This window comes from Bacillus cereus group sp. Bce019 (assembly GCF_051781745.1).
In the GTDB taxonomy this organism is placed as follows: Bacteria; Bacillota; Bacilli; order Bacillales; family Bacillaceae_G; genus Bacillus_A; species Bacillus_A cereus.
Window position 1 is genome coordinate 221,180 of record NZ_JBPWJX010000004.1, and the last position, 17,666, is coordinate 238,845.

A 17,666-nucleotide genomic window follows, 5' to 3' on the forward strand; every position below is an offset into this window, starting at 1 on the left:
TATGAAAAAAGTATTTGTATTCGTAAGCATTTTCTTTTGTTGTTTCCTTTATAACGTTAAGGAAGGGTTTGCTGCTAGTCCAATGAAACCTAGTTTTGAAGTAAAGTTATTATTGAAGCCAGAACAAGTATTAGGTGATAACAAAGAGATGAAGCAAGAGGTGTTAGAACATTTCCAGGCTGGTACAAAATATGAAAGAATACAAGTGCAATTTTTAGATACTGCGAATAAAAGTTTAAGCGAGGAAGGTTGGTTTGCTAGAATTCGAAAGAAAGAATTTAGTAAAGATTTTGAACTAACATATAAAAAAAGATATCCTATTCCAAATGGTGTAATTCAAGATGCACTAGAAGTAGCTAAAAAAGAAGGATTCGATAGTAATACGGATAGTTATGAGGCGGAAATAGATTGGGGATTTGAGAAGAAAACATTAAGCATTTCAAATAAGAAAAGTTACAGTGCTAAAGGATATGGAATACTTGATTTACCAAATAAACAAGCTGCTCAAAACATGTTAATAGAAAAATTACCAGGGAAAATGAACAAATGGTTGTATACAAATTGGGGAGAAGAGATGTTAAAGAATTCCCGTATTTACGGTCCTGTATTAATGAAACGATATACAGGAGATTTTGAAAACATAAAAGCAAATATTGAAATTTGGCCATTAAGTAATACAGGAAAATTAGAAGATGACTTCGTAATAGAAGTGTCATTTAAAACAAATGAAGAAAGTATTGCGACAAAACAAAGGGAATTATTAATGGCGAGTTTAGAGAAAAAAGGCTGGTTGTTACCGAAAGATAGTTTGAAGACAGAGCTTATTTTTCAGTAAATAGTAAAAAGGAATCCATATGCCATGGATTCCTTTTTATATATGAGTATTAAGCTAAATCAGCTGACACGAACATATCACTATTTTGAAGATTTTTAGAGCGTAAACTATAAGCAACTACCTTCTTTTTATATTGTTTTACAACATCAACATGCTCTTCATGACTGTAAATATAAAATGTGAAATCTTTTTTACCACGTTTTGCATGGATAATTAAAGGAGTGCCTTCATTATGGGGTGGTGCATAATAGCGATCTAAAAATAAACCTTCGTTAAAATCATGAATAATTTTTGATTTCTGTTCGCCTTCTACGTTATTTCCGTGAATTGTAATAGTCACATTCTCTTCTTCAAGTTTTGGATGTGTTTCATACTTGCTAATAATGGATTCAATAACAGTGTTAGGAAGGCTAGAAACGATAATTTTAAATGCTCCAAATACAACTAACATTACAATAAACCAAGTCGTCATAGTATATCATCCCCTTTATTCTATTTAATAATATAACTCATATGGTAATAGTACATATGGTGAAGTTTTGTATAATTTGTGAAAAATATGCCATTTTCACGAACGAAATGTTAGAAAAATCAATTTTGTTACAAAAAGTTGAAATCGAAGTATTTTAAAAGAAAAAGGTTTATAATAAAAATATAACTAATAACCACATTACTAATTATAAGGAAGTGTAACTATGAGTACTGTAGCAATCGTATATGGTATTATTCTTTCCACAATTATTGTTTTGTTTTTTGTTGGGGTTTCACGTTATATTCATAAATGGAAAGAAGGCGTTGCGAAATTAAATCACATTGAAGAAGAACTTAGTGATTTAATGTTACATCATGGTAAGTAAACATTTATTTTTTAACTAAAAAATGTGAAGGATATCACAAAGCATGCTTTCCTAATGAAGGCATGTTTTTTTGTTGTTTAAGAAAAGAAGTGTTTTTGTATAAATAATCTAATTATTACTTAAAAAGGGAAATTTATTTAGTATAATATATAATATGTTTATTTTAGGGGGAGTATCATGAGGGGATTAAAAGTTGTTGGAATTATAGCTGGAATTACTATAGTAGGCTGTATAGCTTTCTTTTCAGTGAAGGAATATGTCAATTCCAAAGAAGACTCTAATTATGTGCTAAATTACATAAAAGAACATAAGGATGATAAAACAACTTCTTTAATTGTTAAAAGAAATGGTGAAACATTGACATCAATAAATGAAAAAGAAAAACTACCGCTAGCAAGTATGTCGAAAATCATTATAGCAATTGAATATGCTAAGCAAGTAGATGAAGGGAAAATAAGAAAAGACGAGCAAATTTCATTGAAAGAATTAGAAAAATACTATGTGAAAAATACTGATGGTGGTGCACACCCTGCATGGCTAGATGATGTAAAAGTTAAAGAGTTAGTGAAGGGTGGTCAAACTTCTTTAGAAGAAGTAGTGAAAGGAATGATCCATTATAGTTCGAATGCGAATGCATCATATTTATTAGACAAGCTTGGAGCAGCGCGGATAAATGAAAGTTTGAAAGAGTTAGGCTTAAATAGTCACGATGAATTTTATCCAACGTATACAGGGGCATTATATATGAGGGGCTATGTTGAAAAAGAACTGCATATTCCTCAAAATAAAGCATTGGACAAGCTACGTAATATGTCTAATGATGAATATGTTAAGCATGTATGGCAAATACATGAATGGATGAAAGACGAGAAAGAATGGACAAAACGCGAGATATCTTTAAAAGCCGATATGGACTTTCAGCGTATTTGGTCAGATCGGTTTATAGGTGCAAATGCGAAGGATTACATGAGTTTACTGGAAAAGATAAATAGCAGAAATTATTTTACACCACAAATGCAAGGTGAGATTGAGAATATATTTAAAGGAACCGTAGGAGAGGGTATGTTCGAATTTGCTGGACAGAAAGGTGGTTCTACTGCATTTGTATTAACAAATAGTTTCTATGGTACTGATAAAAAAGGGAATAAGATTGAGATTGTCTTTATGATGAACAATTTGAGTGAAAAAGCATTTGAAAAGCTTCTAAGTAATATGGATTACTTTATTCGAGATATTGTCATAAGTGAGGAATTCAGAAATAAATTATAATGAAATAATTTTATTATGTAAACAAAGGGGCACTTATGAAAAGTGCTTTTTTGTAATACAGGATTTTCCAATCTTATTATTGAATATAAATTGAAAATAAGAAAGGAGGTTGAAAAATGACAACAATATATTTCGTTCGCCATGCCCATTCTACATATACAAAAGAAGAACGGGAACGACCTTTATCTGAAAAAGGGCACTGTGATGCAGAGAATGTAACACATTTATTAAAAGATAAACATATTGATGTTGTTATTTCTAGTCCGTACAAAAGAGCAATCCAAACTGTACAAGGAATTGCGAATACATATAAATTATCAATACAAACAGAAGAAGATTTGCGTGAAAGATTATTGAGCACAGAGCCAGTATCAAATTTTAATGATGCTATGCAGAATGTGTGGGAAGATTGGAGTTTTGCATACGAAGGCGGAGAATCGAATGATATCGCACAAAGGCGCGCTGTAATATGTATGCAAAATATATTAAAACAATATGAAGGTAAGAATATTGTAATAGGTACGCATGGAAATATTATGGTATTACTCATGAATTATTTTAATTCGAAATATGATTTTGAGTTTTGGAAAACACTTCATATGCCTGATGTGTATAAATTAAATTTTGATAAAAATCGTTTCATTTCTGCTGAAAGAATAGAGAAAACAGGTCATCGGTTAAATATTTTGTAAAAGTTTATCAAAAAAAGAGGAAAGAGAGAAGTTATTGTAGAAGTATGACTTTGTAACATAAAAAATATATGTTAAAGGAGGCTGTTTACATGTTTGAGAAAGAGAAAGAAGGGCTTATTGAAGTTCAAAACGTATATGAAATTGCACCAGAAGATGGAACAATCATTGGTATGGCAACGGAAGAAGAAATGGAAATTGCTGCTGAACTAGAGTTACAGTACTATGCCCATTCTCGTTTGTTAGAAGCAAATATTCAGTTAGACGGTTCCTCCTACAAAGAGTTACTTCAGGAGTTCCAGGAGTACGAAAGAAAATCAATGAGCTTTTGGCGAGCGATACATAAACGTTTAGCTGTGCCATGGGCGTGGGTACTACGTATTGATGTTGCGAATGGCCCTATATATGTAAGTAATGGAAGTTCATATTACGAAGAAATCGATGATGAAGAAGATTATGAATAGATAAGTAAGGAAGCAGCTTTAGTTGCTTCCTTTTTTTATTTGTAAGAAATGAATCGCCTCAATAATAATATCTGGTCGATCATTTTCTATACCGTGACTAGCATGTTCGGCAAGAATATATTGGCTGTTAGTTGAGAGGTGTAATTGTTCGTGAATTAGTTCTTGCCACATTGCTTCAAGTTGTGTTGCTTCCTCTTTTGGCATGCCACCATTAGTCAATTGAGTAATAGAATATTGAGGATTTCTACCGATAACGATTAATGGTATTTCTAATGTTTTACATAGCTCTTTTAGTGAGAGAGCACAGTTTTTCCACGCCGATAGTTCAGAAGCTGTCGCTTTATATAATGAAGGCGAGGTAGAGAATTCAATTTGCTGTTTTGATTGATCGGTGAGAATAGGTTTTAGTTCGGTATAAAGTGTGTCTACATCCATTTTTGAATATATATTATATTTTTGAAACCAAACATCATCAGAATCAGTTTGATCAGAAATTGGTAAATGAAGTTCATCTAAACGGTGTAAGTTCATCGAAGTAGAATCAACTAAAATAAGTGCTTGCAGCTTATCTTCATGTAACATCGCAAAATGTTGTGCACATAATCCTCCATAGGAATGACCGATTAGAATAAATGGTTCTTGAATAGCTAGTTTGTTTAGTAACATATGTAGCTCTTTTGTAACTTGCCTTATTGTACGCGGCTGATTGCCTAAATCACTTTTTCCGTAACCTGGGCGATGGTATGAAACAACTGTAAAGTGCTCTGAAAGCTTTTCTATAATAGGAAACCAATCATAAAATGAGCAAGTCATTCCGGTTTGAATGACTACAGTTTGTTTACCATCTCCTTTTATATGTACTTCTATATTTTGCCCCATTATTTCTACAAATTTATGAATGTTAATTCCTCCTAAGCTTGAAATAATTTTTGACAAGCAAAAACGATACACCAAACACCTATACCAAGTAGGACAGATGTACTAAGTGTAAATGAATTTTTTAAACCAATATAGACAATAAATAATAGTAGTGCTGATGCGGGGAATCCATATAATACCCCTAAAGCAAATTGACTCAATTCTTGTTTATTTCCGCCTTCGAATGAAATCCAAAATAAACTAAGTAAACTCACGAGAGGAAGGGCAGCAATAAAGCCACCTATCGTACTGTAATGTTTAGCGACTTCAGTGATAACGCCGATAATAAGTGCCGAAACGATTATTTTAACGAGGAAATGCATATTTTGCCTCCTTCGCTAATAAGGAAAATGCTTTTTCAATTAATTGTTGTTCTTCTGTTGATAACTGTGATTCTAATATTTTTATCTTTTCTTTATCTAGTAAAGTATGTTTTTCTAATACTTCAATTCCTTCAATTGTTAATGTAAGGTTTACCACTCTTTCATCTTTTTTATTTCTCTCTTTAACGATGAAACCCTTTTGAATAAGGCGTTTTATATGTTCAGATGCTGTGTTATGAGAAAGACTAAGCTCAGTAGCGACTTTTCCAATTGTTATATCTTTCTCACGAGAAACGATTTGTAAAATACGAATTGCTTGGTGGGAAAGGTTGTCCTCGTATTCGTATCGTAAGTGATAATAAATGCTCTCCCAATGTTGATTAATGTTGTACATAATAATAAATCTCCTTTTTATATCGTATAGTAAGATATATTCGTGATTTCAGAAATAAAACCCTTTTATTTGGATAAAAAATGTTGAAAAAGTTTATTTTTATTGAAATATAAGGTAATCTATGTGTAAAGGTATACATTTAGCAAGAGAGAGGATGATAGCTGTGAATACATTCAAATGGATTAGTCATGAACAGATGTATGTAGATGAAATACATGTTGAAAAATGTGGTCCTCTTTCAGTCGGCGTATATGGGGGAAATCAAGAAAGTGATGCATATGAACGAGGAGATGCGGTGCTGGCTTGGTGGGATCCTGAATTACAATTTGAATTTGTTATGATTTTTGATACACATCACAAAACAAAAAATATAGATTATATAATAGAAGCGATTTCGGAAAGAAAAGAAAAACTAAAAGAGTTATTCTCATATCCAATACATTTAGCTTTCCATCATACACATATGTACTTATTAGCGTTATTTACAGATGAGTTATTTATTAAAAAGTGTGATCAAGATGATGAGGAACTCGCTTGCTTAATTTGTTTACGAAAAGGCGAATTTTTATATTGGTTATCAGTTGGTGATTGTTTCGCGTATTTATTCCATTCTGAGAAAACGAAAAATGGAAAAGGACGATTAAATAAACGGAAGAATTACGAATATATTGGCAGGAAAAATATTTTTGCAGCAAATACACCTTGCTTTACGTCAGGTGTAAGAGGATTAGAAAAAGGAATGAATCACATTGTAATGGCAACGGACGGTATTTTAGAGTGTGACAAACGAAGGTTTGATGATGATCAATCTTTAGTAGAAATATTACACGACGGAAATAGCTTGCAGATTGAGCCCGTATTAACAAATGTACTGCAGTGGAAAGGTAGAGACTGTGCCACGATTATTGGATGGTCTATTGATACTGATAATAAACAATGTGCTAATTAATATAAAAGGAGTTCAAGGTTTTTATCCTTGAACTCCTTTTTGTTAAGCAATATGGATGTGATATGTTTTTAACCATTCATTTACTTGTAGCATATACTCCATGGCACTTCTTGCTTCAAAATTGTTAATCTCTTTATTACTTTGATCAGCAATTGAAAGTAAGATGGAATGGTTAATAAGTGAGAAAATAGGATTGTTTTTATTGCTACACATATCAAGTGTTAAATTACGGATTGTTTGTAAGTAGTGTGGATCTTGTGAAGTTGGATAAGCGCTTTTTCTTCTATTACGTACATCGTCAGGTAAAGCTGGTTGTAGTGCTCTACGTAAAATGCCTTTTTCAATATTATCAATACTTTTTATGTTGAAAGGAACATTCCATAAATATTCAACTAATCTATAATCGCAAAACGGTACACGAACTTCAAATCCAACAGCCATACTCATACGATCTTTACGGTCAAGTAAGAAAGGAAGGAATCGTGTTAAAAATAAATAAAACATTTGGCGTTGTTTCGCGGATTTTTTACTTTCCCCTTCAAGAGTAGGTACTTCAAGTATCGCTTCTTGGAATCGTGTATCAATATAGTTTTCTAGATTACATTGGTTACTTACTTCATTTAGTAGAAGAGGAGATGTATTTTTCCAATTTGTTAGCCAAGGAAACTTATCTACATATAGTAATTCTTCTTGATGAAACCAAGGGTATCCACCGAATACTTCATCAGCCGATTCACCGGATAAAGCTACGGTCGCATCTTTTTTCATTTCGCAAAATAGTAAATATAGTGAAGTTTCCATTTCACCAGCACTCGGTAAATCTTTCGCATGAAGGGGAACGAATAAGTGATTTGCTAATTCTTCAGCATTCACAATAATATCATGATGCGCTGTCCCTACATGTTCAGAAACGCGTTTTACCCAAGGAGCGTCTAAACCAGTGCGAGCAAATGTCAGCTCGAAATCTTTTGCACTATTTACAAAGTCAATGGAATACGTATGAAGTGTTTTATTTTCCGCAGCAAATTCTTTACCCGCAAGTGCAGTAATACCGCTAGAGTCTAATCCGCCTGATAACATACAAACGAGAGGAACATCGGCAATTAATTGTCTTTTTACTGTATCTTGTAAAATAGATAAAATATGCGAAGATGTATCTTCTATAGAGTCTGTATGGAACTTACTTTCTAAATTCCAATACTTCGTAACTACTTTTTTATGACGTGTAAATGTTATAGAATGTCCAGCACGTACTTCTTGAATATGTTTAAAGACGCCACATCCTGGAGTGCGAAATAAGCCTAATCCAAATATTTCATTTATTCCACCCGCATCAAGTTCAGCAGGGACAGATGGATGCGCTAATAATGCTTTAATTTCAGAGCCGAAAATAATACTGTCATTTCTTTCTGTGTAAAAGAGTGGTTTTACACCTAAATGATCTCGTGCTAAAAACAATTGTTGCTTCTGATCATCCCATAAGGCAAAAGCGAAAATTCCGTTTAAATATCGCACGCAGTCTTCTTTCCATTCTAAATAAGCATGTAGTAATACTTCTGTATCTGAATGGGTTTCAAATGCATGCCCACATTTTTGAAGCTGCTCTTTAAGTTCACGGAAATTATAAATTTCTCCATTATAGGTAAGAGCATACGTATAATCACCAGCACGGAATGTCTTCGGCTGTGTCCCGCCTTCTGGATCAATTACAATTAAACGCCGGTGTGCAAAGGCCGCATGAGGTGAAAACCAAAATCCTTCAGCATCTGGACCACGATGCTCAATACTATTTGCCATCTTTTTTAAAATAACATGTTGATTTGAAAGGTCTTCCTTCCAATCTACCCAACCTGTAATTCCACACATACACATCTCATCTCCTAAATTAAAATAGTAGATTAACGAAATAAAATGTACACTAAGTTAAAAAGTGACTATATAAATAGTGTACTACATGAATTAAATTACAGACTTGAGAAAATTTTCTTTGAACGCATAGTTATGTGAGACAATGGCTAAGGGAAAGTATTCCAAAAAATAAAAAAGATGAGAGAAAAAAATTTCTCAGACGTTATATAGGGTGTAAAAGCTTTTACAAAACAATAAGGGGAATCGCTACATGAAATCAAATGAGAAAAATTTTATAAAAAGATTACAGCGGCAAAAAGAAGACGCGTTAGAATTTGTTGTCGATACATACTTACCACTCATAAAGGGGATCACGCATAAAGTTCTACTTCCCATTCAAAATGATGGACTCATAGAGGAATGTATAAACGATATATTTCTTTCCATTTGGAATAACGCAAATAAATTTCATGGAGAGCCGAGTGATTTTAAAAAGTGGATTGCAGCGATTGCAAAGTTTAAAGCAATTGATTATTACCGGAAAGCGACTAAAAAAGTAGAAATTATTTCGGATGAGTTTCATATTAGTACAGAAAAGTCGGCAGAAGACGAATTAATTGTTATGGAAGATAGAGAAGAATTATTAATGCTTATTAATCAATTAGAACCGCTAGATCAAAAAGTGTTCATTATGAAATATTTACTTGGTATGAAGACAGAAGAAATAGGTGACAAGTTAGGATTAACCCGGGCAGCAATCGATAATCGAGTGTACCGGGGGAAAAAGAAACTACAACAAAATGCTACGAATATTAGTTTTGGAGGTAGTGCAATATGAAAGACATTTATGAACTATTAAATGATATTGATATAGACGAAAAAGAACTAGAAGAAATTGAGGCTTCTGAAATTGAAAAGGAAAAAGTAAAACGAAATGTAAAACAATCGATACGTACGAAGAAAAAGATGAAAAGTTGGAAAAAAGGTGTCGCTGCTGCATCTATTTTAGTAGGATTATCAGTTGCAACTCTTGGTATCGGTTTTCCTACATATGCCGGGGGATTGCCAATTGTAGGGGACATATTCCGATTTTTAGATAATGGTAGAACAGGGTTATATGAAAACTCTAAAACTGACGCAGGGAAGATAATGGAGCCTCATTATAATTATAAACAATACACTACAGTACTAAATATGACAAAAGAAAGCAAGGGAATAAAGATAACGATTAATGATGCCATTTTTGATGGGAAGACAGTATCAATAAACTATTCTATAGAAAGTAACAGAGATCTAGGCGAAAATCCAAGTACGTTGGATTTTTTAACTATTAAAGGAGCAGGTACCCAATCAGGTAGCAATAAAATTACTAAAGTCGCAGATAGAAAATATACAGGTTTAATAAAAACAAGTAGCGATCTAGTTGGTAGTAAAGAAACTATAGTGAATGTTGAATGGAATGTACAAAGTATAGCCATTTTAGAAACTGAAGAAGAGATAAAAGGGGATTGGAATTTTAATATTAATCTAAAAGGAATAGAAAATAAAGAGACATTGATTGGAGGTAGTACAGAAAAAGATGGTGTCAAAGTAAATATGGAGAGAATGGAAATAACACCAATTTCGTTTATTCTATATTACAACCAAGAAGTATCTCAAAAGATAAGGGGTGTATGGGATGGAGTGGATGTCGATTTAGAAGTGAGAGATGATTTAGGTAATCAGTATTATGGAGAAGGAAATGGAGGTTCAGGTGAAGATTCTTATAATTTTAATTGGAGTAAAACATTCCAACAACTTAATGAGAACGCTACTAAGTTAATAATAACACCTCACGTTAATTTAAGAATCCACACTCCTGAAAATTATGGATCGGTAACAATAGTTGAAGGACAAGTAAAGGAGCGTTTTGTACCTCGAAGATTGGGAGGCAATAAGGGTATTGTATTAGATGATATTGTCATTGATTTAAAGAAATAAAAGAGAGACTGCCTAAAATCATTTAGGCAGTCTTTTTTCGTTAAGAACTAGTGACGAGTAGTGCATGCGGATGCTGCGTTTTATATTCATCTTTCCACGGAATGTTTAGTTGTTCCCACGATTCGCCGCTATCATTGGATTGAAAGACACCATTGTTATTTAACGTGTAAAACGTATGTGGTTCTACCTTGTTTGTAGCAAACATCGAAATGACTGTACCGATTGCAGATGGTAGTCCTTGTTGTACTTGCTGGAAAGGAGTATCTTTCGTTTTTCGATAAATATAAGATTCATAAGGGATACGATGATGAGCGAGATCAGCACTTGGCGCGGCAGAAACGAGAATCGTATCACAATCAGCTGGATCAATTGCCATGCTGTATAAATAATGATGTTCAAGTCCTTCACTACATGAGATCCAGCTGTTTCCATTGTTATAACTTTCAAGATATGCACGATCAGGTCCGCCCATAAATCCGTCACCACATGATGCATAAAGGCGATTTGGTGCTTCAGGGTGCATAAGTAATTGATGTGCATCGATAGGGGCACCGAATTTTTTATCAATCCATGTATGCCCTTTATCGTTACTTTGAATAACAGCACCAGCTTCGATTGAAACGTGTATTGTATTAGGGTTGTTTGGATCAACTGTAATCCAGCGTACGTGATGGGTAAAAGGTCTAGGCGGGAAAGCCCACGTATAAGAAGATAATAATGATTTCATATTTTTAAGTTCAGTCCACGTTTCACCACCATTTTCAGAGTGAAATAAAGCGCTCGGTTCTGTGCCGACATAAACGACACCATATCCGTTAACTTGTTCATTTGAGCTTATTGTTATAGAAGTGATAGAGGAGTGCAAAATACCATCTTCTTTAGGGAAATCAAAGTAACGATAAGAATCTCCAATGGGTCTCCATGAATCCCCGCTATCGTCGCTTAACCATAGACCTCGTCCAAATGTTCCGCAATATACACGGTTTGGGCGGAACGGATCAACAGCGATACAGGTAGGTTGCATATTTTGTAAGTGGTAAGTCGTTTCATAGTTATCATATTGTTCTTTCACTACAACAAGTTCACGTTCCATACAGAGAAATAAACGTTTCATTTTAGTAACCTCCTTAAAAATTCTTTCATTAGTAAACAATATGAAAATAAAAAAGAAGTAGTCTTGTTTTTATTTGAGAAAAAGGGATTGTCTAAAAAGTAGCGAAGTGTGTATACAGAGGAAGCGGGCGTTTACAATCAGTCGATTCGGGATAAAGATGGGGAGTTTGTTTCATACTAACATACAGATATTGTACTTAAAGGAGTATAAGTATGGGACATTCGCATGATCATGGTCATTCAAAAAATAAAAAGGCGTTACTAATTGCCTTCCTACTAACAACAAGTTTTATGATTGCAGAAGTTGTTGGTGGATTTGTAACAAATAGCTTAGCACTACTATCTGACGCGGGGCATATGCTAAGTGATGCAGTATCTTTAGCTTTAAGTTTACTTGCGTTTAAGCTCGGAGAAAAAACAGCAACAACTGCGAAAACATACGGGTATAAGCGAGTCGAAATGTTAGCAGCATTATGTAACGGTGTCGTTCTTATTGTCATTTCGGTATACATTTTTATTGAAGCAATCCGTCGTTTTAAAGAACCAGTTGAGATTGCTAGTAATGGGATGCTCATTATTGCAGTCCTTGGTCTGCTTATTAATATTTTATCAGCTTGGATATTAATGAGAGGCGGAGATGTGAAAGGTAATTTGAATTTAAGAAGTGCTTTCCTGCACGTACTAGGCGATCTATTGGGTTCCGTCGGAGCGATCATTGCTGCGTTACTTATTAAATTTTTCGGATGGACTGCTGCAGATGCGATTGCTAGTATTCTTGTGTCTATTTTAGTCATTATTAGTGGATGGCGTGTAACACGTGATACGGTTCATATATTAATGGAAGGTACACCACAGCACATAAATGTTGAAGAGGTAAAAAGTACGTTATTAAATATTCCGATTGTCAAAGAAGTTCATGATTTGCACATATGGTCTGTCACATCAGATTTTCAAGTATTAACATGTCATCTTATTATTAAAGGGAATGAAACGCAAAGTGTATTAAAAGAGGCTACGTATGTATTAAAGGAGAAATTTCATGTAGAACATGTCACCATTCAAGTAGAAATAGATGGTGAATTTAATCATGATGAGACAACTTGCAAAGTATGAAAGAAAAAGGATAAGAAAAAGTGTCATAACATTTTTCGCACGGCATACATATATATAATGTGGCCACAAATACTTTGCAAGGTAAATATTTCATGAAATTACTTTACTTATAAAGAGTCATCTTTTATAATCAAAAGTGGTAATTGATAAAGATTATCATTTTCAATGATCGTAGAAAGGAGTTTTTTAAAAGATGAGTAGTCAACTCCGTTTTGCTGTTGAAAATCGTAAGAGGCATTTAATTGATGAGTTAATTGGAGCAGGTGTGTTTAAGATTCGCGACCGACAATTATACGAGCTGTCTTTAGAGGAATTGGAAAAAGAGTACGAAGATATGGAAGATTATGTAAATGTTCAGGCGTAGCTATATAGATTAGTCAAAGGAGAGCTGATTACGATTTTGTGTAACCAGCTTTCCTTTTATTTCGTAGAAATTATTTTTTGTATTTCTTTCATGGGACGGAGCCAGTTTTGGGTCATTATTTGTTCCATTTGTTTTTCGTCCTGCTTCTGTAATGCTTGAATGATAGAGTGATGTTCTTCAATAGATTGACTTGCTGGAACAAAGTTTTGGAAAAACAAATATTCAAGACGTAAAACGTGAAGTTGCATATTTTCTAGAAAGGGTTCAATATATTGGTTTTTAGCAATAGAAGAAATTGTATTGTGGAATTGTATATCTAATTTTAAAGCTTGTTTTGCGTTTTTTTTCTCTATAGAGTGCTGAAAATGATCATTTATTTCAGAAAGTAGTTGAATATCAGCGTCTGTAATGTTTTGAAGAGCTTGCTTTCCTATAATAGAGTGAAGACCAGCCATCGTTTCATAAATGATAGATACGTCGTCTAACTTAATAGGAGCAATTTTCGTTTTTTGCCCTGGTACCATTTCCACTAATCCAGAAAGCTCTAATATTTGAAGTGCTTCCCTTACAGGTGTTCTGCTTACTCCTAGTGCCTCAGCCAATTCCCCATCATTAATTTTTTCATTGGGCTTCAGTACACCTTCAATAATCCAAGTTTGTAGTTGATTTAAAACGAGTGATTTTGCTGAAATTCTTCCTGGTTTTTTATAATTTTGAGGGACAGGCATAGTGAATTCAATCCTTTCATTGTATATTTTCCTTTTTTGCATGAACAAGCTTTAATTTTTGTTTCCCTTCATCCGGTTTTTGGCTTAAGATGAGCACCATTACAATGACACAAAAAGCGCCTAATAACTGAAAAGATTGAAATGGCACGTGCAATATAAGTACAGAAGAAATAATAGCTGCGAGTGGTTCTGTGCAACCAAATAATGTTGTTTCTTTCGGAGTCAGGTATCGTATGCTGTCTAAGTATAAATAAAAGGCAATAAGTGTCCCGAAAATGACGACAAATGTGATGAGCGGTAGGGTACTTAGTTTTACATATTTCATAGTTGATAATAAAATGAATTCGTTTGTAGAAATAAAGTGTACAATCGTTACACCAATACCCCCAATAATCATGCCCCATCCAACGATAACGGAGGAAGACCATTTTTCTAACAATTCCTTTGAATATAAACTATAAAAAGCGAGAGATAATCCAGATAAAATACCCCAAATAATAGCTGGTGTAGAAATAGCCAAGTTATGAACAGACCCGTTTGTTAGTAAGAGAAAAGTGCCTACTAATGAAAGGGTAATTGAAATGAAATCAATTTTTGATGGACGAACGTTCCATTTGAAAAGTAAGTATACAGTGATGAATATAGGAGCTAAATATTGTAATAATGTTGCCACGGCAGCATTTCCGTCTTTAATTGAAGCGAAATACGTATACTGTACAGCAAGCATACCGAATAGACCAAACAAAATCATTTTAATAGCATCAGATTTTTGTTTCCAAATGCCAAATATCTCTTTTTTTCTCGTTCCGAATGAGGAAATAATGAGCAAAATAATTCCAGATATAAGTAAACGGATCGTAACTAACCATTCGGTTGAAACATTGTCATATTGAAAAAGCTGTTGTGCAGCTGTACCAGACAAGCCCCATAAACAAGCACCGATTATGACCATTATAATTCCTTTTAATCGATTTGAATCCATATGATTTAAAATTCTCCTTTCTAAAAATATAAATTGAATACAATATGCAATATATCACAGAATAACTCGTTAATAAACTGAAATTTCTAATTTTATTTTTTTATGTATAGTAAAATATTGTAGAGGAGGGGGAGTATATGTTAGCTGGATTTTTAGTTTGTTTATTTGTTGGGTTACTTATCATTTTTTTAGGGTATCAAATACATGTGAAAAAGAGGTTGTTTTTGTTAGCAGGATATCAAGAAGAAACGTTTGTTGGAGATAAAAATAAATTAGCGAAGCTTTCAGGAGCATTTTCTTATATAGTTGGAGTTGCTACTATAATATTACCGCTTGGCTTGGAAAAAATAGGGGATGTAGTTGGTATCGTATATGCTATATTAATTGTTTTAGGTACAATTGTATTTATAATTAAAGCAAACCTATTAAATAAGAGTGCTATAAAGTAAAAAGGCTTCATTCTACTGAAGCCTTTTATTAATTATTATGAAGTATAAGTAAAAGCCGGGATAGGATCAATAAATGTATTCCACTTTTGTCCCATTTCCTTTTCTGTTAATAGACAATCATCTAATGATTGTTCAATCACAGAACGATTCATATCAATACCGATAAATACGAGCTCAGTTATTCGATCTCCATATCGCTCGTCCCAGTTTTTTAATACTTCTGGTTCTTCTGCAATCATTTGATTTCTTTCAGTTTCAGGTAATGCGGCTATCCATTCACCGGCTCCTTGAATTGTAATAGAGGAACCTGCTTGAGATAGAAGCCCTATCATATTATTACGAGATGCCAGCCAGAAGAATCCTTTCGCTCTTACAACATCTAAAGGCCATTTTTCTAGCCAATTCATAAGGCGCTCGGGATGGAAAGGATATTTGCGGCGGTAAACAAAGGAATTGATACCGTATTCTTCCGTTTCCGGTGTATGATAGTCACTATTTAATTCTTGTATCCAGCCGGCCGATTGACTGGCTTCTTCATAATTAAATAGATTTGTGTTTAAAATTTCTTGTAATGGTACTTTGCTAAACGAAGATTCAAGAACTTTTGCATTAGGATTTAATTTTTTTAGTAAATGATGAAGCTCTATCACATCTTCTTTTTCTAGCAAATCTATCTTATTAAGAATAATTACGTTTGCAAACTCAATTTGATCTATTAATAAATCAATAACTTCCCGGGTATCATTCTCATCGATTGCTTGTTTTCGGTCTAATAAACTTTCTCCATCTGCAAAATCATCCCAAAATCTGTTTGCATCTACAACTGTAACCATCGTATCGAGGCGACAATTTTTCGTTAAATCAATGTTAAGAACTTCGTCTGTATAAGTAAACGTTTGAGCAACTGGAATAGGCTCACTTATACCAGAAGATTCAATAATAATATAGTCAATATCACCATTTTCCACAAGACGATTCACTTCTATCATTAAATCTTCTCGTAGTGTACAACAAATACAGCCATTTTGAATTTCTACTAGTTTTTCCTCCGTACGTGAAAAACCACCCTTTTTTATAAGAGATGCATCAATGTTTACTTCGCTCATATCATTAACGATAACAGCTACTTTTAAGTTATTCTTATTAGTCAAAATGTGATGTAGTAAGGTAGTTTTTCCAGATCCTAAAAAACCACTTAATACAGTGATAGGTACTTTTTTCATGAAATGATCTCTCCTTCAAATCGTAATGATTACGTTTTATGTTAAACGATAGGAAAAGAAAAAGCAAGAATAAATCATAATGATTACGATTTAAGAATAGAAATAGACTATAAAATTTGTGCTGTAGTATGGAGCATTTGGACAAGCACATGTTTACATATAAATAAAATGGAGGCGAGAAGCTTGGTCTTTAATAGAGTTTCAAAAGAATTAGTAGGCATAGCTCTTATCGCTATGTTTCTCTTTTTATTATTTTTTGTAGATTTTACAAGTCTAGCAAATTTGCACAAAAATATGCCACAGGAATGGTTGAATGTGAATACAGTATTTTTAAGTATCATTTTTGAAGCAATACCCTTTATTTTATTAGGGGTAATTGTTTCTTCATGTATTCAAGTGTTTGTGACGGAAGATATGATTCAAAAAGTACTGCCGAAATCTCCGATTGTTGCAATGATTCCGGCAGTATTTGTGGGAGTTCTTTTTCCAATGTGTGAATGTGTCATTATACCAATTGTAAGAAGGCTCATTCAAAAGGGGTTACCACTTCATGTAGGCATTGTTATTTTACTGAGTGCACCCATTATGAATCCAGTTGTTCTTTTATCTACTGTATATGCGTTTCCAAAAAATGATTACGTTGTATATGCACGCTTTAGGATAACAATTTTAGTTGCTCTATTCATAGGTCTAATTGTGTATTATTGCTATCGCGAAAGAAATGTTTTAAAAGATGTAGAGGTTTCAGTTCAAACAAGCAATAAAAAGAGTTGGAAAGATGTTATGAATCATATTGTAGATGAGTTTTTTGATACTGGTAAGTATTTATTGATTGGTGCTTTTTTAGCAAGTGTATTTCAAACGTTTTTTGATCGGAATGTACTGGATGCAGTAGCACATAACGAAGTAATTGCCCCCTTTATTATGATGGGATTTGGTTATGTTTTATCAATTTGCTCTGCAGCCGATGCTTTTATAGCGGCATCTTTTGGACATGTTTTTTCGGTAAAGGCACTTCTCGCATTTCTTGTGTTTGGGCCTATGCTTGATATGAAAAATACGTTAATGCTATTTGCATATTTTCAAAAGAGATTTGTATTCTTTTTGATAGGAATTGTCATTATATCTGTGTATACCATCCTGCAAATCATAATGTTATAGGAGGTGA

The 17,666-nt window shown here is 33.5% G+C and carries 22 protein-coding genes; 13 read left to right on the forward strand and 9 right to left on the reverse strand.

Annotation, left to right across the window (positions count from 1 at the left end; all coding sequences use genetic code 11):
• Position 1: 1 nt before the first annotated feature.
• Entirely contained in the window at positions 2-835 is an 834-nt protein-coding gene (locus ACS2QP_RS09445) for a hypothetical protein (protein ID WP_438882354.1), read from the forward strand.
• A 49-nt stretch (positions 836-884) separates the two neighbouring features.
• Here ACS2QP_RS09445 and ACS2QP_RS09450 read toward each other — a convergent pair whose 3' ends face one another.
• Positions 885-1,307, reverse strand: coding sequence for a YfmQ family protein (locus ACS2QP_RS09450; protein WP_000214586.1), 423 nt, complete (start codon positions 1,305-1,307; stop codon positions 885-887).
• Between the two features lie 41 nt (positions 1,308-1,348).
• On the opposite strand from ACS2QP_RS09450, the gene ACS2QP_RS09455 reads away from it, so the two are divergent.
• The 5 genes from ACS2QP_RS09455 to ACS2QP_RS09475 all read left to right on the forward strand — a co-directional run bounded on the left by ACS2QP_RS09455 (position 1,349) and on the right by ACS2QP_RS09475 (position 4,114).
• On the forward strand, positions 1,349-1,465 hold the full coding sequence (locus ACS2QP_RS09455) for a hypothetical protein (protein ID WP_001987133.1): 117 nt from the start codon (positions 1,349-1,351) through the stop codon (positions 1,463-1,465).
• 65 nt (positions 1,466-1,530) lie between these two features.
• Positions 1,531-1,692, forward strand: a complete 162-nt coding sequence (locus tag ACS2QP_RS09460) for a hypothetical protein (RefSeq protein ID WP_000108701.1) — start codon at positions 1,531-1,533, stop codon at positions 1,690-1,692.
• Between the two features lie 177 nt (positions 1,693-1,869).
• Positions 1,870-2,961: a serine hydrolase gene (locus ACS2QP_RS09465; RefSeq protein ID WP_001214667.1), complete on the forward strand. Its 1,092-nt coding sequence runs from the start codon at positions 1,870-1,872 to the stop codon at positions 2,959-2,961.
• 116 nt (positions 2,962-3,077) lie between these two features.
• A complete protein-coding gene (locus ACS2QP_RS09470) occupies positions 3,078-3,653 on the forward strand; it encodes a histidine phosphatase family protein (RefSeq protein WP_000208265.1) in 576 nt (191 codons plus the stop codon).
• Positions 3,654-3,742: 89 nt separating this feature from the next.
• Positions 3,743-4,114 carry a hypothetical protein gene (locus ACS2QP_RS09475; RefSeq protein WP_000461779.1) on the forward strand — a complete coding sequence of 124 codons (372 nt, stop codon included), beginning with the start codon at positions 3,743-3,745 and terminating at the stop codon, positions 4,112-4,114.
• Between the two features lie 18 nt (positions 4,115-4,132).
• Here the strand turns inward: ACS2QP_RS09475 and ACS2QP_RS09480 are convergent, their stop codons facing one another.
• Genes ACS2QP_RS09480 through ACS2QP_RS09490 form a run of 3 tightly spaced genes read right to left on the reverse strand, consistent with a single transcriptional unit; the run spans position 4,133 to position 5,749 of the window.
• A complete protein-coding gene (locus ACS2QP_RS09480) occupies positions 4,133-5,065 on the reverse strand; it encodes an alpha/beta fold hydrolase (RefSeq protein WP_438882394.1) in 933 nt (310 codons plus the stop codon).
• Positions 5,026-5,355 (reverse strand): DUF3147 family protein, encoded by a 330-nt coding sequence (locus tag ACS2QP_RS09485; protein ID WP_000545608.1) that lies wholly within the window; start codon positions 5,353-5,355, stop codon positions 5,026-5,028. The genes ACS2QP_RS09480 and ACS2QP_RS09485 overlap by 40 nt, the downstream gene beginning before the upstream one ends.
• The gene (locus ACS2QP_RS09490; protein ID WP_000282376.1) at positions 5,339-5,749 is read right to left on the reverse strand and encodes a MarR family winged helix-turn-helix transcriptional regulator; all 411 of its coding nucleotides are present in this window, start codon (positions 5,747-5,749) and stop codon (positions 5,339-5,341) included. Before ACS2QP_RS09490 ends, ACS2QP_RS09485 begins: the two co-directional genes overlap by 17 nt.
• 121 nt (positions 5,750-5,870) lie before the next feature.
• Here ACS2QP_RS09490 and ACS2QP_RS09495 point away from each other — a divergent pair, with 121 nt between their 5' ends.
• The gene (locus ACS2QP_RS09495; protein WP_002040904.1) at positions 5,871-6,698 is read left to right on the forward strand and encodes a protein phosphatase 2C domain-containing protein; all 828 of its coding nucleotides are present in this window, start codon (positions 5,871-5,873) and stop codon (positions 6,696-6,698) included.
• Between the two features lie 42 nt (positions 6,699-6,740).
• Here ACS2QP_RS09495 and asnB read toward each other — a convergent pair whose 3' ends face one another.
• Positions 6,741-8,564: an asparagine synthase (glutamine-hydrolyzing) gene (gene asnB / locus ACS2QP_RS09500; RefSeq protein WP_438882355.1), complete on the reverse strand. Its 1,824-nt coding sequence runs from the start codon at positions 8,562-8,564 to the stop codon at positions 6,741-6,743.
• Positions 8,565-8,817: 253 nt separating this feature from the next.
• On the opposite strand from asnB, the gene ACS2QP_RS09505 reads away from it, so the two are divergent.
• Entirely contained in the window at positions 8,818-9,384 is a 567-nt protein-coding gene (locus ACS2QP_RS09505) for a sigma-70 family RNA polymerase sigma factor (protein WP_000840004.1), read from the forward strand.
• Positions 9,381-10,526, forward strand: a complete 1,146-nt coding sequence (locus ACS2QP_RS09510; RefSeq protein ID WP_000653121.1) for a DUF4179 domain-containing protein — start codon at positions 9,381-9,383, stop codon at positions 10,524-10,526. Before ACS2QP_RS09505 ends, ACS2QP_RS09510 begins: the two co-directional genes overlap by 4 nt.
• A gap of 40 nt (positions 10,527-10,566) precedes the next feature.
• Here the strand turns inward: ACS2QP_RS09510 and ACS2QP_RS09515 are convergent, their stop codons facing one another.
• Entirely contained in the window at positions 10,567-11,640 is a 1,074-nt protein-coding gene (locus tag ACS2QP_RS09515) for a WD40/YVTN/BNR-like repeat-containing protein (protein WP_078385193.1), read from the reverse strand.
• Between the two features lie 212 nt (positions 11,641-11,852).
• Between ACS2QP_RS09515 and ACS2QP_RS09520 the strand changes: the two genes are divergently transcribed.
• Together ACS2QP_RS09520 and fbpA are read left to right on the forward strand one after the other, a co-directional pair.
• Positions 11,853-12,752, forward strand: a complete 900-nt coding sequence (locus tag ACS2QP_RS09520; protein WP_438882356.1) for a cation diffusion facilitator family transporter — start codon at positions 11,853-11,855, stop codon at positions 12,750-12,752.
• A gap of 193 nt (positions 12,753-12,945) precedes the next feature.
• Positions 12,946-13,116, forward strand: coding sequence for a Fur-regulated basic protein FbpA (gene fbpA / locus ACS2QP_RS09525; RefSeq protein ID WP_017657428.1), 171 nt, complete (start codon positions 12,946-12,948; stop codon positions 13,114-13,116).
• A 56-nt stretch (positions 13,117-13,172) separates the two neighbouring features.
• Here the strand turns inward: fbpA and ACS2QP_RS09530 are convergent, their stop codons facing one another.
• Complete coding sequence (locus ACS2QP_RS09530; RefSeq protein ID WP_243340870.1) at positions 13,173-13,844, reverse strand: GntR family transcriptional regulator; 672 nt, start codon at positions 13,842-13,844, stop codon at positions 13,173-13,175.
• 16 nt (positions 13,845-13,860) lie between these two features.
• Positions 13,861-14,826 (reverse strand): DMT family transporter, encoded by a 966-nt coding sequence (locus tag ACS2QP_RS09535; RefSeq protein WP_438882357.1) that lies wholly within the window; start codon positions 14,824-14,826, stop codon positions 13,861-13,863.
• 137 nt (positions 14,827-14,963) lie between these two features.
• On the opposite strand from ACS2QP_RS09535, the gene ACS2QP_RS09540 reads away from it, so the two are divergent.
• Positions 14,964-15,275 (forward strand): DUF3784 domain-containing protein, encoded by a 312-nt coding sequence (locus ACS2QP_RS09540; RefSeq protein ID WP_000879373.1) that lies wholly within the window; start codon positions 14,964-14,966, stop codon positions 15,273-15,275.
• Between the two features lie 35 nt (positions 15,276-15,310).
• Here ACS2QP_RS09540 and ACS2QP_RS09545 read toward each other — a convergent pair whose 3' ends face one another.
• Positions 15,311-16,498, reverse strand: a complete 1,188-nt coding sequence (locus ACS2QP_RS09545) for a GTP-binding protein (protein WP_000757677.1) — start codon at positions 16,496-16,498, stop codon at positions 15,311-15,313.
• A 168-nt stretch (positions 16,499-16,666) separates the two neighbouring features.
• On the opposite strand from ACS2QP_RS09545, the gene ACS2QP_RS09550 reads away from it, so the two are divergent.
• Positions 16,667-17,659, forward strand: a complete 993-nt coding sequence (locus ACS2QP_RS09550) for a permease (RefSeq protein WP_438882358.1) — start codon at positions 16,667-16,669, stop codon at positions 17,657-17,659.
• The last annotated feature ends 7 nt before the right edge of the window (positions 17,660-17,666 follow it).

Coding starts and splice junctions, on each gene's coding strand:
- ACS2QP_RS09545 (WP_000757677.1), bottom strand. CDS start 16,498: ATGAAAAAAGTACCTATCACTGTATTAAGTGGTTTTTTAGGATCTGGA.
- ACS2QP_RS09495 (WP_002040904.1), top strand. CDS start 5,871: ATGTGTAAAGGTATACATTTAGCAAGAGAGAGGATGATAGCTGTGAAT.
- ACS2QP_RS09510 (WP_000653121.1), top strand. CDS start 9,381: ATGAAAGACATTTATGAACTATTAAATGATATTGATATAGACGAAAAA.
- ACS2QP_RS09455 (WP_001987133.1), top strand. CDS start 1,349: ATGGTAATAGTACATATGGTGAAGTTTTGTATAATTTGTGAAAAATAT.
- ACS2QP_RS09520 (WP_438882356.1), top strand. CDS start 11,853: ATGGGACATTCGCATGATCATGGTCATTCAAAAAATAAAAAGGCGTTA.
- ACS2QP_RS09460 (WP_000108701.1), top strand. CDS start 1,531: ATGAGTACTGTAGCAATCGTATATGGTATTATTCTTTCCACAATTATT.
- ACS2QP_RS09475 (WP_000461779.1), top strand. CDS start 3,743: ATGTTTGAGAAAGAGAAAGAAGGGCTTATTGAAGTTCAAAACGTATAT.
- ACS2QP_RS09530 (WP_243340870.1), bottom strand. CDS start 13,844: ATGCCTGTCCCTCAAAATTATAAAAAACCAGGAAGAATTTCAGCAAAA.
- ACS2QP_RS09490 (WP_000282376.1), bottom strand. CDS start 5,749: ATGTACAACATTAATCAACATTGGGAGAGCATTTATTATCACTTACGA.
- ACS2QP_RS09450 (WP_000214586.1), bottom strand. CDS start 1,307: ATGACGACTTGGTTTATTGTAATGTTAGTTGTATTTGGAGCATTTAAA.
- fbpA (WP_017657428.1), top strand. CDS start 12,946: ATGAGTAGTCAACTCCGTTTTGCTGTTGAAAATCGTAAGAGGCATTTA.
- ACS2QP_RS09465 (WP_001214667.1), top strand. CDS start 1,870: ATGAGGGGATTAAAAGTTGTTGGAATTATAGCTGGAATTACTATAGTA.
- ACS2QP_RS09445 (WP_438882354.1), top strand. CDS start 2: ATGAAAAAAGTATTTGTATTCGTAAGCATTTTCTTTTGTTGTTTCCTT.
- ACS2QP_RS09540 (WP_000879373.1), top strand. CDS start 14,964: ATGTTAGCTGGATTTTTAGTTTGTTTATTTGTTGGGTTACTTATCATT.
- ACS2QP_RS09535 (WP_438882357.1), bottom strand. CDS start 14,826: ATGGATTCAAATCGATTAAAAGGAATTATAATGGTCATAATCGGTGCT.
- ACS2QP_RS09505 (WP_000840004.1), top strand. CDS start 8,818: ATGAAATCAAATGAGAAAAATTTTATAAAAAGATTACAGCGGCAAAAA.
- ACS2QP_RS09485 (WP_000545608.1), bottom strand. CDS start 5,355: ATGCATTTCCTCGTTAAAATAATCGTTTCGGCACTTATTATCGGCGTT.
- ACS2QP_RS09515 (WP_078385193.1), bottom strand. CDS start 11,640: ATGAAACGTTTATTTCTCTGTATGGAACGTGAACTTGTTGTAGTGAAA.
- ACS2QP_RS09550 (WP_438882358.1), top strand. CDS start 16,667: ATGGAGGCGAGAAGCTTGGTCTTTAATAGAGTTTCAAAAGAATTAGTA.
- asnB (WP_438882355.1), bottom strand. CDS start 8,564: ATGTGTGGAATTACAGGTTGGGTAGATTGGAAGGAAGACCTTTCAAAT.
- ACS2QP_RS09470 (WP_000208265.1), top strand. CDS start 3,078: ATGACAACAATATATTTCGTTCGCCATGCCCATTCTACATATACAAAA.